The following is a 14,177-nucleotide window of genomic DNA, read 5'->3' on the forward strand; positions in this document are numbered from 1 at the left end:
TCGGGGTCTATCTGACGGTGATACGGAGTCGCACGCTGCCGTCCTCGCCGAAGCCGTGCACGGCCTGGTCGAGGAGCGCGCCGAGGTCGATGCCGGGCGCTCGGGTGACCGCGTCGGCGACGACGGGTTGCAGGGCGGGGCCGAGCAGCGCGACGTCCGGGCCGATCTTCGCCAGCAGCGCGTCGACCTCGGTCAGGAACGGCAGTACGCCGGCGCCGGTGAAGTACTGCTCGGTGGGCCGGCTCTCCACCAGGGCCGAGCCCGACTGCACGATGTCGCTGAGCGTGATGCCGAACTCGCCGAAGAGCGGGCCCGCCGCGGCCAGTGACGGTCCCATCCAGTCGATGTCGGCTCCGAGATACTGCAGGTCGGCGAACAGTTGCCGCAGCACGTCGGTGCGGCTGAGCAGGGTCGCGGCCAGCAGGGTGGTGGAACGCTGCAGGGTCTGCACGGTGGCGCCGGTGCCGGCCAGGGCACGGTCGAAGGTCTCGACGAGCCCGGACACCACTTCGGGGCGGACCCCGTCCAGCAGCGAGACCAGGCGGGTGGACAGTTCGGTGACGGTCGTCGGTTCGTGGACCGCCTCGGCCGGAACCACCTGCCCGTCGCCCAGGTACGGGCCACCCTCGGTGTCGGGCTCGAAGCCGATGTAGGGCTCGCCGAGCGCGGAGAGCTGCTCGATGCGGACGGTGCCCGCGGCGGGGATGCGGTGCCGGTCGTCGACGGCCAGCCGCACCAGAACCCCCCCAGGGCGGGTGCGGACCTCGGCGACATGCCCGACGGGCACCCCGTTGAGCAGCACCGGCGCCTGCGGCGCGAGGCCGCCGGAGGCCCACAGGTGCAGGTCGATGGTGGTGTAGTGGCGGCGCGGGTCCATGTCGAGGACGCCGACGCACATGTAGGTGACCCCGGCGACGAGGACGGCCAGGATCGCGGAAAGGGACACGGCGGCACGGAGCTTCACCGGACGGCTCCGATCACCCGCAGCAGATCGATGATCCGGCCGGTCTGCTCGTCGACCGGTGGCCGCTCGGTCCCGCTCACCTCGATCCGGGTCAGATCGACCGTGGGGCCGCGATCGGCGAACGGCAGGATCTCGGTGTGGATCAGGTCGACGAGAGCCTTCAGATTCGACGGGGAGGCGGTGTCGAACGGCGCGCTGCCGAACAGCATCGGGACGACGCCGGTCACCGTGGCGTCCAGGGAGCCGAGCACCGGGCCGAGCCAGGTCGTGCTGGGCGCGACCGGGCCGAGGGCGGTGAGCACGAAGATGACCCCGATCTGGGCGTCGATGGCGTCGGTGGTCTGCTCGACGCCGTACGGGGTGAGCAGTTCCTCCAGGACCGGGGCGTTGGCGAGCACACCCCGGTCGAGGGTGGCCTCCAGGCCGTCGAGCAGGCTGTCGACCGCGCCGAGATCGCCGGCGAGGTCGGTGAGGTCCGTGCCGAGGGTCGCCGACAGGCGCGCGGTGTCGCGCGGGTCGCCGGGCATGACCCCGTTGACGGTGCGGATGATGTCCTGGAGGTCGGTCACCGCGCCGGTGCCGAGGAACACCGACAGCGCGGCGAGGATGTCTTCGATCGCCGGCGAGCGGGTGGTGTCGGTGAGCGGGATGGTCGACCCGGGGCCCAGCGCGGCTCCGGCGGCTGCGGCGGGTTCGGTCAGAGCGATGTGGATGTCACCGAGCGGGGTTTCCTGCCGTAGTTCGGCGGTGGTGCCCGCGGGCAGCCGCACCGAGCTGTCGACGGCGATGTCGGCGGTGACGAGACCGCCACCGGGCGATCCGGGCCGCTCGATCAGCCGGACGCCGGTGAGTCGGCCGATGCGCACACCGTCGGCGATCACGGTGGCGCCCTCGGGCAGATTGAGCACATCGGCGAATTCGATGTGCAGGGGATAGGTGCCGTCGGTGGCTCCGGTACCGGGCACTGCCGCGCAGCCGGTGGCGATCGTGGCGGTGGCCAGGACGGCGGCCAGGTGGCGGGCGCGGGTCATCGGGCGCTCACCGCCGCGAGCAGGACCGGCAGCGCCGGAACAGTGCCGGTGCCGTCGGCTGCGCACGGTTGTCCGGTGACGGCAAGGAGGGCCGCGCAGAGGGTGACCGAATCCGCAGGCGGGACAGCGAGTTTCGGTGGCGCGTAGTCGATCCGCAGCTGCCCGGTCGTGGGGTCGACGGAGTGCAGGAACCCGGCGGCCACCGCGGGGGCCCTGCGGACGACCTCGCTGAGCGAGCCGGCGCCCGCGGCGAGTTGCGCGGCCAGGTCGCCCGTCGAGTCCAGGGTCCGGATGGCGGGCGTGCCCATCATCATGAAGAAGTCGTTGAGCTGGGGGAGCACCTGGACCAGGTAGGTGACGATGTCCACGATCGGCGGGAAGGCGATGGTGACGATGTCGTGGAAGGTGCGCGGTAGCTCGACGGTCATGGCTTCCACGGTGTTCCAGCCGTTGCGGGCCCGGTGCGCGAGCGCGGCGAGCGCGTCGAGCAGAGCACCGAGGTGGCCGATGGCCGCGTCCGGGGAGGCCAGGGCCTGGCCCAGCCGGGTCACCAGCGCGTTGATCTGCTCGCCGGTGCCGTCGGTGGCCCGGTCGAGGGCCTCCAGGCCGGAGGCGCCGCCGGGCGCGCCGGACAGTTGACCGGCGAGACCGGCCAGCGCGTCGAAGGTCTCGGTGAGGCTCTCGGGTGTCAGGGTCTTGGTGATACAGGTGCCCGGATCCCGGCCCGCGCCGGTGGGTTCGTCGCCGATCAGGGCCAGCTGACGGTCCGCGATGAGCGTGTCGTTGACGGTGACCGCGCCGACGTCCGTGGGCAGCGTGCGGTCGGCGCGCACGGTGAAACGCACCCGCGCGGAGGACCCGTGGGATTCGATGCCGGTCACCGAACCGACCTGGATGCCGAGCACGGTCACGGCGCTGCCGGGATAGAGGCCGATGCTGTCGGGCAGGTCGGCGCAGTAGGCGCGCGTGTCGGTACCCGGCCTGGTCAGGTGTGTCACGGTCGCGCCGCCGGCGACCACGGTCACCACGACCGCGGCCGACATGAATCCGCGGGAACCGAGTATCCGGTGCAGCATCAGCAACCACCGCCCGGGACGGGCACGCAGATCCGGTCGGGCACCACGGTGACCGACGAGCGATCCACGCGTATTCCGTCACCGCCGGTCAGCAGCGGCAGCAGGCGGTCCTCGAGACCGCGCAGCGAGTCGACGAGGGTGCCGAGCTGCCGGACCAGGTTCTGCAGGCCACCGATCGAGTCGGCGAGTGGCTGGGCGCGGTCGTGCAGGTCGCGGTCCCAGGCCCGGCCCAGCGGCGAGAGCCGGTGCAGGACATCGGAGAGATCGTCGAGGGCCTGGGCGACGGTGTCCTTGTTGGTCTGCACGATGGTCTCGAGTACCCGCAGCATCCGCACAAGCTGGGCGAGGGATTCGGAGGCGGAGTTCATCGCCGACAGGTACTCGTCGGCCACGGTGAGCGCGCGAGAGATATCGGCGCTCTGGGTGTTCATGAGGGTGACCAGGGCGTCGGTCGCGCGGATCGCCGAGCGCAGTGCCTCGGGGCCGTGGTCGATCGAGGTGGCGAGGGTGTCGAGATTGCGGCGCACGGTGGTGCCGTCGATCGCCCGCACGGGGGCGATGGCGTCGGCGAACACCTGGGTCAGGCTGTAGGGCAGGATGACCCGTTCGCGCGGAATGACCGCGGCGCCCAGCGGCGCGGTTCCCGCGGGGCGCACGGCCACGTAGTAGCCGCCGACGACGGTCAGCATGCGGATGTCGAGGACGGTCCGGTCACCGACGAAGACGTCGTCGCGGACGGTGAACGACATGCGCACCCGGTCCGGGAGCAGGGTCAGCGAACGCACCTGTCCCACCGGGACACCCGCGAGGCGGATGTCGTCACCGGTGCGCAGCGCCCCGGCCTGGCCCAGCTCGGCGGTGTAGGTGTGCTCGGCGGTGGTGCCGACGGTGGCGACCACGCCGATCGCGGCCGCGAGCACCACGGCGCCGGCCAGACCGGCGATGCCCCAGCGCAGATCGCCCGCGCGCGGCCCTTCCGAGTCCGTGGACGCGCGGGACTTCGTGGTGAGAGCCCGCAGACGGGCTGTCAGGCGTGACACAAGGTGACCCCCTGTCCGGCGAGGAGGACCCGCAGCGGCTCGGGCGCGGTGACGGCGCCGAAGCGGCAGGTCATGGGCCGGCCGTCCCCGGCGGCGGGCACCGCGGCGGCCATGGTCTGGATCAGGCCGGGCAGTCTGCCGAACACGGCGGTGGCGACCTGCGGATCGGGAAAGGCGTTGCGCAGGGCGGTATCGAGGTCGGTGCCTTCGTCACCGGTGATCCCGGCGACCTGGAGCATGTGCCGGATCGGCTGGATGACCGGCGGGATGGCGATCGAGAAGTCGACCAGGCCGGGCAGTTTCTCGGCGATGGCGGTGAAGAGGGCGGTGAGGTTGGTCAGCAGCTGCACCGCCTGCCCGGACTTGCCGCCGAGCCGGGTGCCGATCTCGCCCAGGTTGCGCACCAGGATCGACAGCACCGCCTGCCGGTCGGAGGCGTAGCGGCTCAGGGTGTCCACGGCGTCGAGCGCGGGGCCGAGGCCGGCGCCGTCACCGTCGACGACGGCGAGCATGCTGGTGGTGAACCGGTTGATCTCGTCGGGGGAGAGCTGGGCGAGCACGGGTTGCAGGCCCTTGAACAGGGTGGTGATGTCGAACGCGGGCACCGTCTCGGCGGTGCCGAACTCGCTGCCGGGGGAACGGCGTTCGCCCGGGGTGTCGGGCTGGTGCAGGTCCAGGTAGCGGAAGCCGGTGAGGTTCTGGAACCGGACCGCCAGGGTGGCACCGGCGGAGACCGGGTGATCGCGCCGGACGGTGAACCTCACCCGGGCCAGGATGCCGTCCAGGCCGATCGCGGTGACCTTGCCGACCGGCACGCCGTGGAGGCGGACGTCGTCACCGGCGCGCAGGCCGTTGGCGTCGGTGAACAGGGCCGAGTAGGTGTCGGTGTCACCGGCGACCGGGCGGTCGATGAGCCGGAACACCCCGGCCAGCGCCACCAGGGCGGCGACGGTGGCCACACCCACCCGCAGCAGCAGCATCCTGGTCGAGGGCATCAGCGGCCCCCCGGCTGCACGGCCGCCGTGCCGAGCACGCCCCGCAGCGGCGCGGCCAGGCCGGGCACCACGTCGAGTTCGGCGGAGACCCGCAGCACCGGTCCGGCCGGGGTGTCGACGAAGGCCGCGCCGAGCCGGTCGAGCAGCAGCGTCAGGAGTTCGGCGGAGCGCCCGGGCGGGCCGACCGTCGTGGCCACCTCGTTCAGGATCGTGGTCGCCATCGGCATCACTCCGCCGAAGTGGGTGTCCGCGGTGGTCATGGTCCGGGTGACCATGGGGAGGAGCTGGTATTGCATGTCGTCCCAGAAGGTGGCGAAGCGGGCGAGATTGTCGGGGGAGCGCAGGTATTCGTTGGTGTAGGCGGCGTTCAGGACGTCCACCGCGCCGGTGAGCATGGGTGGCGTGCCCGCCAGCACCGAGCCGAAGGCGGCAACCAGGTCCGAGACGGGCCGCTGCCGGGTGTCGGCGTAGGCGCGCACGGTGGCACCGACGGCCTGCAACAGCGGGCTGAAGGCGCGCAGATCGCCGGAGACCGTGTGCAGCAGTTCGGCCAGTTTCGTGGTCAGCACCTCGTCGGTGAGTTCACCGGTCGAGCGCAGCAGCGCCGACAGGGTGGCGTCGGAGACCCGGCTCGCCGCGTCCCCACCGAGGTCGACGGTGGCGCCGTCGGCGAGTTCGGTGCCGCCCGCGCCGGGGACGAGCCGGAGCGTGGTGATGCCGAACAGGTTGTCGGGGGCGAACTCCACCCGGATGCGGTCGGTGAGCCCGTAGAGGTCGGCGCGCCGCAGGACCAGGGTGAGGTCCTCGCGTCCGTCGCCCGCGGGGGCGATGTCGTCGACCGTGCCGACCCGTACCCCGGACAGTCGCACATCGGTGCCGGGACGCACGCCCGCGCCCACGTGCTCGGTACGCAGGACCACCCGGATGTCACCGGGATCGGTGGTGTCCGGGCGAAGCTGCCAGGCGGTGACCCCGGCCAGGGTGAGCAGTACGGCGCAGGCGCCGAGGATGCGGGCGCGCCAGGGACCGACCTCGGTGCCGGGCAGTGTGTAGGGCGGTGGCATGGGATCACCCGGTGAACGTGATCGGGGAGCGGAAGCCCCACAGGACGATGGTGGCGACCATGTCGAGGGCGACGATCGCCACCAGACTGGCGCGGATGGCGCGGCCGGAGCCGATGCCGACACCCTCGGGCCCGCCGGTGGCGAAATAGCCCTGATAGCAGTGGATCAGGACCACGGCCACCGCGAACACGACCACCTTGATCGTCGCGGCGGTGACATCCCAGCCGAGGACGAACTGGTCGAAATAGTGGTCGTAGGTGCCGGCGGGCACACCGTGCACGGTGGTGACGACGAACTGGCACGACAGGTAGCTCAGGATCAGCGCGACGACGAAAGCCGGTGCCACCGCGATGATCCCGGCGATGACCCGGGTGGTCACCACGAACGGGACCGACCGGATGCCGAGGGATTCCAGCGCGTCGATCTCCTCGGAGATGCGCATGGACCCGATCTCGGCGGTCATCCGGCAGCCCGCCTGCGCGGCGAACCCGACTCCGGCGGCGATGGGCGCCAGCTCCCTGGTCACACCGAACGCGGAGATCAGGCCGCTGAGCCGGCCGAGGGCCAGCGCGTCGAGCGCGTGGTAGGCCTCGATGCCGATGGAGGCGCCCATGGCGGCGCCCATCAGCAGCATCAGCGGCACGACCCCGCCGCCGACGACGACCGAGCCACGGCCCCAGGTCATGTCGGTGACCGCGGACAGCGTCTGGCGGCGGTAGTGCATCAGCGTGAAGGGGATCGAGGACACCACCTGCCAGGTGAATCCCAGGGCGAATCCGAGGGATTCGATCGGGGCGAGGGGTGGGGACTTGCGTGTCCAGCGCAGGCCGTAGGGCAGGTAGCGGGTGGCCATCAGGCCGCCCGCATCGGCACGAGCATGGTGACCACCTGGGTGACGACGGTGTTGAGGACCGTGATGGCCGCCACCGACATGATGACCGCGGCGTTGACTCCGTCGGCGACCCCGCGCGGCCCGCCACCGGCCTCGAGTCCGCGCTGACAGGCGATGATCACCACGAGGAAGCCGAACAGGAGAGATTTCACCAGCGACATCCACACGTCGAGCGACGTGGTGAAGGACCCGAACGAATCCCAGTAGCTGCCCGGGGTGACGTCGAGCGCGGCCACGGCGACCGCGTATCCCGCGGCGATGCCGACGACGATGATGACGACGTCGAGGATCGGCGCGACGAGCATCATCGCCGCCATGCGCGGGACGACCAGGCGCTGCACCGGATCGATGGCCATGACCCGCAGCGCGTCGACCTCCTCGCGGACGGTGCGGGCGCCGAGGTCGGCCGCTATGGCCGCCGCGCCCGCGCCGCCGAGCAGGATGCCGGCGGCCATGGGGGCGCCCTGTTTGATCACGCCGAGCCCGCCCGCCGCGCCGATCATCGAGGTGGCGCCGAGCTGGGAGACGATATTGCCGACCTGCGCGGACAGGATCACCCCGAAGGGGATGGCCATGAGCACGGCGGGGATCGCGGTGACCCGGAGCAGGAACCATGCCTGCTCCAGGGTCTCGCGCAGCCGGAATCGCAGCGTGACCGCATCGCGCAGGCCGATGCGGAGTGCGGCGGCGCCCATGCGCAGCGCGCGGCCGAAGGTGGCCAGGGCGGCCAGGATCGTGTCGGTGAAGTTGCGGCGCAGGATCGCGCCCGCGGTCGGTGCGTCGTCGGCCGGTGTCTCCGGCGGACGCACGGATATGTCCGGCGTCATCGCGAACCCCTCGGTATCTATGTCCGATCAGCAATCTGGACACGAGTCTGGACGGTACTACAAGCACGCGAGGCGCGACGGCGGATTCGGCCACGCACCGGCGCGGAGTTCGTATAGTGGACACCTGTCTGGACGATTATCCGGGTTGCCGGGCGAGCCCCGGCCGCTGGATGCCGCCGACGGGAACCGGGCCGAGTGATCGAGGTGTGGGAACAGTGACATTCACGTTGTCGAACGTCTTCGCGACGGTGGCCGCCGCGAATCCGGACCGGGAGTTCCTGGTGTGGCGCGACCGGCGGGTGACCTATGGCGAGACCGACCGTCGCAGTAGCGGTTTCGCCAACTACCTGGCGCGCCGGGGAATCGGCTGTCACATCGAGCGGAGTGCGCTGGCCGGCTACGTGTCGGGACAGGACCATGTCGGCGTCTACCTGCGCAACTGCACCGAGTACCCCGAGGTGCTGATCGGCGCCTACCGGGCCCGGGCGGTCCCGTTCAACGTCAACTACCGCTACGTGGCCGAGGAACTGAGCTACCTGCTGCGCGACGCGCGGGTACGGGTGCTGGTGTACCAGGACGACTTCGCCCCTCGGGTCGCCGCGGTCCTGCCCGACCTGACCGGACCGGTCCTGCTGATCCAGGTGGCCGACAACAGCGGCAACGCGCTGCTGCCCGGCGCGGTCCGCTACGAGGACGTCGTCACCACCCCCGCCCCCGAGGGCGGGCTGCCGGCCACGCGCGGCGAGGATCTCTATCTGCTCTACACCGGCGGCACCACCGGTATGCCGAAGGGGGTGCTGTGGCGGCAGGAGGACGTGTACTTCGCCGCGATGGGTGGCACCCGCTTCGGTACCGCCGACGAGATCGCCTCCTACGAGGAACTGGCCGGTTCCGCCACGGCGACCGCGGGCATGTACCGGCTGGCGGTGGCCGCCCCGTTCATGCACGGCGCCGCGCAGTGGCTGCTGTTCCAGACCGTCACCAACGGCGGCACCCTGGTCCTGGCGCCGGTGGTCGACCGCTTCGACGCCGCGGCGCTGCTCGACGTCGTGGATCGGGAGCGCGTGATCGCCCTGCCGCTGGTCGGTGACGCGATGGCGCGTCCGGTCGCCGCCGAGCTCGAACGGGGGTCCTACCGCCTGGAATCCCTGGCCGCCGTCCACAACGCGGGCGCCCCGCTGACCCCGGCGGTGCGCGAGCGCCTGGTCGCCGCCTTCGGCAAACCGGTCCTGGTCGTCGACTCGGTCGGCTCCTCGGAATCGGGCATCCAGATGACCCGCGTGTTCACCGGTGCCGACTCCGCCGGTGGCGACTTCGTGCCCGCGGGTGGGGACACCGCCGTCATCGACGAGGACCTGAGCCGGGTCCTCGACGAGCCGGGCGCGCACGGCTGGCTCGGCCGCAAGGGTCGCATCCCGCTCGGCTACCTCGGCGACGCGCAGAAGACCGCGCGGACCTTCCCGGTCGTGGACGGCGTGCGCTGGTCGCTGGCCGGCGATCGCGCGAATGTCCGCGCCGACGGGCAGATCGAGCTGCTCGGCCGCGACAACCTCACCGTCAACTCCGGTGGCGAGAAGATCTACGTCGAGGAGGTCGAACGCGCGGTCGCCGCCCATCCCGGCGTGCTGGACGTGGTGGTCGTCGGCCGACCGTCCGAACGGTGGGGCAGCGAGGTGGTCGCCCTGGTCCAGCTCGGCGACGACACCATCAGCGACGAGGAACTCCTCGCCGAGTGCGCTGTCCACATCGCCCGCTACAAACTGCCCAAACTGATCGTGCGCTGCCCGGAGATCCTGCGCTCGCCCGCGGGCAAGGCCGACTACCGGTGGGCCCACGACCGCGCGGTCGAAGCCTGAGGAGGACCGGCTCGGTCGGCAAGGGGTACCCCGGCCGTGTTCGACGCCGACGGGACCCTCGCCAACCCCGCCGCAGCGATCGGGGAGCTCGTCGACACCGGCGCCACCCGACCTGCCCGCGACGGCGACCGATGAGGTCCCCGAGCGCACGCTCCAGGTGCAGGGGCCGGCCGCCGGCGACGGTGTGCTCTGCGCCGGGAGCTCGCTCCCGGCACGACACCGAGGTCAGTGATCCGGCCGCGGTCCGATGAGATCGGGGTGGAAACGGCCCGCGATCACCGGCAGTTCCGTACAGGTGCGGATGCCCGGCTCGGCCGCGCACACCGCGGGCACCGAGTTGACGCAGTGCGCGGCGGTCGCCACCACGCCCGGGTTGCGGACCATGCCCTCGGCCACCGTCTCGGGTTGCCAGCCGGTGATGGTGACCAGGGTGGGCGGTTCGGCGTCGATCTCGATCTCGTAGCGTTCTCCGCCCGCGCCGAACGTCCAGGGCGGATCGAGGTTCTCGGTGCCCATGAGCCAGTTGACCGCGATCCGGACCGCGGGCCGGCCCGCCAGGATCGCGTCCCACCGGAACCGCAGCGCGGCGACGGTTCCCGGGGCGATGACCCCCATGGGCGAGTCGATGGGGGCGGTGGCCACGGCCACCTCCTGCGCCGACTCGATCGGGGTGTCGGCCGGGGCGCCGAGCGCCTCGAGGCACAGCCGAGCCGACTGGCGGAAACCGGCCGACAGGATCGCGAACATCGGGCTCCGCGCGGCCTCGTCCGGGGTGGCGCCGAAACCCATCAGGCCCAGCATGTCCGGGGCGTTGTAGGTGCGCATGTCGGAGAACTCCTCGGCCCGGACCCCGCGCACCCCGGAGGTCATGGCCGAGAACACGATCGGATGCAGGTCGGTCACCCCGCCGGGATTGATCCCGATGCCGTGCAGGGTGACTCCGGCCTCGGCGCACGCCTGCCACAGCGGCTCGTCGCGAGGGCCGGGCCGGAACCAGCCCACCGGGGTCACCACGTTCTTGCCCGACCGCAGAATCCGGGCGACCACACCGGGATCGGCGACCAGCGGCGCGTAGATCACGGCGTCGGCGTCGAGCGCGAGCAGCGCGTCGACGTCGTCGGTGGCGAGGACGCCGATCGGGTCACGCCCGGCGATCACCCCGGCGTCGGTGCCGCGCTTGGCCGCCGAGCTCACCCAGCACCCGACGAGGTCGAGATCGGGATGGTCGAGAACCGCCCGGATCGCGGCCTGGCCGACACCGCCGGTCGCCCACTGGATCACCTTGTGCACGAGACACCTCCGTCGACACCGGATCGCCCCGTGCGACCCTACCTGGACAGGTGTTCGGACAATAGTTCAGTCGCGACCGGCGGCACAAGGACGCTCCGCTCGGCCCAGCGACATCAACAGCGCGCGGGTGCGCTTGGCGCTGTCGCCCCGGGTGAAGGGCACCGCGACGAAATCGGTCGCGCCCGCCGCCTCGACCGCCGCGACGCGCTCGGCCACCTGGTCCTCGGTGCCGATGATCGCCAGATCGATCGGGCTCTCGACCCCTTCGCGATCGAGCATGGCGCGATAGGAGGGCAGCCCGCCGTAGAAGCCGAACGCCTTCGTCGCGCGGGCACGGGCGTCGTCGGGATCGTCGGTGACACACACCGGCAGCGCGCACACGATCCGCGGCGCGGGGCGGCCCGCCTCGCTCGCGGCGGCGGTGATGGTGGGGGTGATGTGCTCGGCCACGGTGCGCGGACCGGTCATCCAGAGGGTCGTGCCCGCGGTGCGCTGCCCCGCCAGGCGCAACATCTTCGGCCCGAGCGCGGCCAGCAGCACCGGTACCCGGTCGGTGTTGGGCACGGTGAGCCCGATCTCGGCCGAGAGCGTCTCGCCACGGAACGAGACGCTCTCCCCGTCGAGCAGCGGCAGCAGCACCGAGAGGTACTCGGTCATGTGCCGGGCCGGGCGGCCGTAGTCGTAGCCGTAGATGTCCTCGACCACCCGCTGATGCGACAGCCCTACGCCGAGGGTCAGGCGGCCGGGGCCGATCGCCAGCGCGGTGGTCCTGGCCTGCTGGGCCAGCACGGCGGGATGGCGCGGATAACTCGGGACCACGGCGGTGCCCAGTTCGATATCGGGTACCCGGCTGCCGATCACCGTCAACGCGGTGAGCGCGTCGAGGGCGAAGATCTGCGACAGCCACGCCGAGGTGAAGCCCTCGGCCGCGACCTCGGCCAGATCGTCGGTGAGCCGATCGAGAGCGTCGGGGCCGGGCCGGTCGTTGAGCATGATGCCGATACGCAAGGGTCCTCCTCGTTCGGTGCGGATGGGTCAATCGTGGCGCACGGCGACCGGATCGGCCGCCACGTGGATCGCGGGTCCGACCCAGCGTCGCAGGAACACCCGCAGCGCGGCCGGATCGTGGCGGGTGGGTGCGGCCTCGGCGAGGAACGAGAGCATCACCCGGACCAGGAATTCGCTGAGACCGTCGAGGTCGGCGCCGGTCCAGCCACGCCCGGGCCAGTCGACGCGCGAGTGTTCCAGGACCGCCCGGCACGCGGCGAAGGCCTGCTCGGTCGTCGCGCGGCGGGAGAACGCCGCCGCCTCGCCCGCCGCCAGCAGTACCGTCAGGTACCGGTCGTCGGGCAGCCGCTCGATGGTGTAGGCCATGGCCTCGACGACGAAGTCGGCGGGATCGTCGACGTCGCCGAGATGCGTCAGCAGGGCGGTCACATAGCGGTCCACGGCGGCGTAGCCGACCGCGGTGAACAGTTCCTCGGTGCTGGGGAAGTGGCGGTACACGGTCTGGCGGGTGACGCCGAGGGCGAGGGCGACGCTGCTGATGCTGGTGCCGCCCGCGCCGCGGGTGTCGATGGTGCGCATGGCCGTATCGATGATGCGGGCCCGCGCCTCGCGCGCGTCCCGCGGCGGTGTGCCGTGCCACGCCGGTCGTCTCATCCCTCCAGTGTGCGGGACGGGCGCCGCCGCTGTCCCGGGCGGAGCGATCCTGCGAAATCCGTCATACACATTTGGCTCGAATGTATGATTGAAGCCTGTGTACCAGCGAGTACTGGGCACTGTTTGGAACGTGTTGCAGCTCAGGCTGTGTCTTGCGCCGGTGTGCTCCCCGCGCTCGTCAGTGGTCGTCGCACGCGTTGGCTCTCCCACGACACCCCGCCCGTGACCGGGCATCAGGAGGTAAACGTGTCCCCGACAGCGCTGCCCGCCGGACTGGACTTCTCCGATCCCGGCCTGTGGGCCGACCGCACTCCGGTCGAGGAATTCGCCGTGTTGCGCAAGACCGCGCCGGTGTGGTGGAACAGCCAGGCCGACGACATGTGCGTCCCGCACGCCGACGGCGGCTTCTGGGTCGTCACCCGGCACGAGGACGTGCGCGAGATCTCCCGCGACCCCGGCCTGTTCTCCGCCAACGCCAAGGGCGCGGTGGTGCGCTTTCCCGCCATGGTCACCGGCGACGCCTTCGAGTCGACCAAGGCGCTGCTGCTGAACATGGACCCGCCCAAGCATTCCCAGCTCCGGCGCATCGTCGCGCGCGGCTTCACGCCCCGGGCGGTCGAGGCCCTGCGGGGCGCGCTCGCGGTGCGCGCCGAGGCCATCGTGCGGGCGGCCCGCGACACCGGCGGCGGCGATTTCGTCGACCAGGTCGCGCGCGAACTGCCGCTGCAGGCGATCGCCGAACTGTTCGGCGTCCCCCAGGAGGACCGGCTGCGCCTGTTCGACTGGTCCAACCAGATGCTCAACTTCGACGATCCCGAATACGGCGATCCGATCGGCGCCACCGCGGGTCTGCTCGGCTACGCCTGGCAGATGGCCGAGACCCGCCGCGCCGACCCCGGCGACGACCTCGTCTCCACGCTGGTCACCGCCGACATCGACGGGCAATCGCTGACCCCCGACGAATTCGGCTTCTTCGTCATCCTGCTCACCATCGCGGGCAACGAGACCGCCCGCAACGCCACCACCCACGGCATGAAGGCGTTCGTCGACCACCCCGAACAGTGGGCGCTGTTCAAGGAGACCCGTCCGCGCACCACCGCCGACGAGATCGTGCGCTGGGCGACCCCGGTCATCGCCTTCCAGCGCACCGCGACCGAGGACACCGAACTGAGCGGGCAGATGATCCGCGCGGGCGAGCGGGTGGCCATGTTCTACAGCTCGGCCAACTATGACGAGGAAGCCTTCGAGAACCCGTTTACCTTCGACATCACCCGCGATCCCAATCCGCACCTCGGCTTCGGCGGTACCGGACCGCACTACTGCCTCGGCGCGAATCTCGCCCGCCTGCAACTGGAACTGATCTTCGGCGCCATCGCCGACGTCATGCCGAACCTGCGCCAGCTGGGTGAGCCCGAACGGCTGCGCTCGAGTTTCATCAACGGCATCAAGCACTGGCCCGTCCGCTACGAGTGAGGAGCAC

At 71.4% G+C, this 14,177-nt stretch carries 13 protein-coding genes; 2 read left to right on the top strand and 11 right to left on the bottom strand.

What is annotated here, in order from left to right; translation table 11 throughout:
* Positions 1 to 7: 7 nt before the first annotated feature.
* Genes ON36_RS13615 through ON36_RS13650 form a run of 8 tightly spaced genes read right to left on the bottom strand, consistent with a single transcriptional unit; the run spans position 8 to position 7,889 of the window.
* Positions 8 to 964, bottom strand: coding sequence for an MlaD family protein (locus ON36_RS13615; RefSeq protein ID WP_043652255.1), 957 nt, complete (start codon positions 962 to 964; stop codon positions 8 to 10).
* Positions 961 to 1,995: an MlaD family protein gene (locus ON36_RS13620; protein ID WP_043652258.1), complete on the bottom strand. Its 1,035-nt coding sequence runs from the start codon at positions 1,993 to 1,995 to the stop codon at positions 961 to 963. Before ON36_RS13620 ends, ON36_RS13615 begins: the two co-directional genes overlap by 4 nt.
* Positions 1,992 to 3,071 carry an MlaD family protein gene (locus ON36_RS13625; RefSeq protein ID WP_043652261.1) on the bottom strand — a complete coding sequence of 360 codons (1,080 nt, stop codon included), beginning with the start codon at positions 3,069 to 3,071 and terminating at the stop codon, positions 1,992 to 1,994. The genes ON36_RS13620 and ON36_RS13625 overlap by 4 nt, the downstream gene beginning before the upstream one ends.
* Complete coding sequence (locus tag ON36_RS13630; RefSeq protein WP_245558071.1) at positions 3,071 to 4,111, bottom strand: MlaD family protein; 1,041 nt, start codon at positions 4,109 to 4,111, stop codon at positions 3,071 to 3,073. Before ON36_RS13630 ends, ON36_RS13625 begins: the two co-directional genes overlap by 1 nt.
* The gene (locus tag ON36_RS13635) at positions 4,099 to 5,106 is read right to left on the bottom strand and encodes an MlaD family protein (RefSeq protein ID WP_052313955.1); all 1,008 of its coding nucleotides are present in this window, start codon (positions 5,104 to 5,106) and stop codon (positions 4,099 to 4,101) included. The genes ON36_RS13630 and ON36_RS13635 overlap by 13 nt, the downstream gene beginning before the upstream one ends.
* Positions 5,106 to 6,170 carry an MlaD family protein gene (locus ON36_RS13640; RefSeq protein ID WP_043652267.1) on the bottom strand — a complete coding sequence of 355 codons (1,065 nt, stop codon included), beginning with the start codon at positions 6,168 to 6,170 and terminating at the stop codon, positions 5,106 to 5,108. The genes ON36_RS13635 and ON36_RS13640 overlap by 1 nt, the downstream gene beginning before the upstream one ends.
* A gap of 4 nt (positions 6,171 to 6,174) precedes the next feature.
* Entirely contained in the window at positions 6,175 to 7,026 is an 852-nt protein-coding gene (locus ON36_RS13645) for an ABC transporter permease (RefSeq protein ID WP_043652578.1), read from the bottom strand.
* On the bottom strand, positions 7,023 to 7,889 hold the full coding sequence (locus ON36_RS13650) for an MlaE family ABC transporter permease (RefSeq protein ID WP_043652270.1): 867 nt from the start codon (positions 7,887 to 7,889) through the stop codon (positions 7,023 to 7,025). Before ON36_RS13650 ends, ON36_RS13645 begins: the two co-directional genes overlap by 4 nt.
* Before the next feature lie 170 nt (positions 7,890 to 8,059).
* Between ON36_RS13650 and ON36_RS13655 the strand changes: the two genes are divergently transcribed.
* Entirely contained in the window at positions 8,060 to 9,745 is a 1,686-nt protein-coding gene (locus tag ON36_RS13655; protein ID WP_052313956.1) for an acyl-CoA synthetase, read from the top strand.
* 225 nt (positions 9,746 to 9,970) lie between these two features.
* Here ON36_RS13655 and ON36_RS13660 read toward each other — a convergent pair whose 3' ends face one another.
* The 3 genes from ON36_RS13660 to ON36_RS33510 form a co-directional block, all read right to left on the bottom strand.
* Positions 9,971 to 11,035: an NAD(P)H-dependent amine dehydrogenase family protein gene (locus tag ON36_RS13660; protein WP_043652276.1), complete on the bottom strand. Its 1,065-nt coding sequence runs from the start codon at positions 11,033 to 11,035 to the stop codon at positions 9,971 to 9,973.
* 66 nt (positions 11,036 to 11,101) lie between these two features.
* Positions 11,102 to 12,043, bottom strand: a complete 942-nt coding sequence (locus tag ON36_RS13665; protein ID WP_043652279.1) for an LLM class F420-dependent oxidoreductase — start codon at positions 12,041 to 12,043, stop codon at positions 11,102 to 11,104.
* Positions 12,044 to 12,070: 27 nt separating this feature from the next.
* Positions 12,071 to 12,697, bottom strand: coding sequence for a TetR/AcrR family transcriptional regulator (locus ON36_RS33510; protein WP_043652282.1), 627 nt, complete (start codon positions 12,695 to 12,697; stop codon positions 12,071 to 12,073).
* A gap of 246 nt (positions 12,698 to 12,943) precedes the next feature.
* Here ON36_RS33510 and ON36_RS13675 point away from each other — a divergent pair, with 246 nt between their 5' ends.
* Positions 12,944 to 14,170, top strand: coding sequence for a cytochrome P450 (locus tag ON36_RS13675; RefSeq protein WP_043652285.1), 1,227 nt, complete (start codon positions 12,944 to 12,946; stop codon positions 14,168 to 14,170).
* The last annotated feature ends 7 nt before the right edge of the window (positions 14,171 to 14,177 follow it).

This window comes from Nocardia thailandica NBRC 100428 (assembly GCF_000308795.1).
Lineage (GTDB): Bacteria > Actinomycetota > Actinomycetes > Mycobacteriales > Mycobacteriaceae > Nocardia > Nocardia thailandica.

Coding starts and splice junctions, on each gene's coding strand:
- ON36_RS13620 (WP_043652258.1), bottom strand. CDS start 1,995: ATGACCCGCGCCCGCCACCTGGCCGCCGTCCTGGCCACCGCCACGATC.
- ON36_RS13625 (WP_043652261.1), bottom strand. CDS start 3,071: ATGCTGCACCGGATACTCGGTTCCCGCGGATTCATGTCGGCCGCGGTC.
- ON36_RS13635 (WP_052313955.1), bottom strand. CDS start 5,106: ATGCCCTCGACCAGGATGCTGCTGCTGCGGGTGGGTGTGGCCACCGTC.
- ON36_RS13640 (WP_043652267.1), bottom strand. CDS start 6,170: ATGCCACCGCCCTACACACTGCCCGGCACCGAGGTCGGTCCCTGGCGC.
- ON36_RS13650 (WP_043652270.1), bottom strand. CDS start 7,889: ATGACGCCGGACATATCCGTGCGTCCGCCGGAGACACCGGCCGACGAC.
- ON36_RS13655 (WP_052313956.1), top strand. CDS start 8,060: ATGCCGCCGACGGGAACCGGGCCGAGTGATCGAGGTGTGGGAACAGTG.
- ON36_RS33510 (WP_043652282.1), bottom strand. CDS start 12,697: ATGAGACGACCGGCGTGGCACGGCACACCGCCGCGGGACGCGCGCGAG.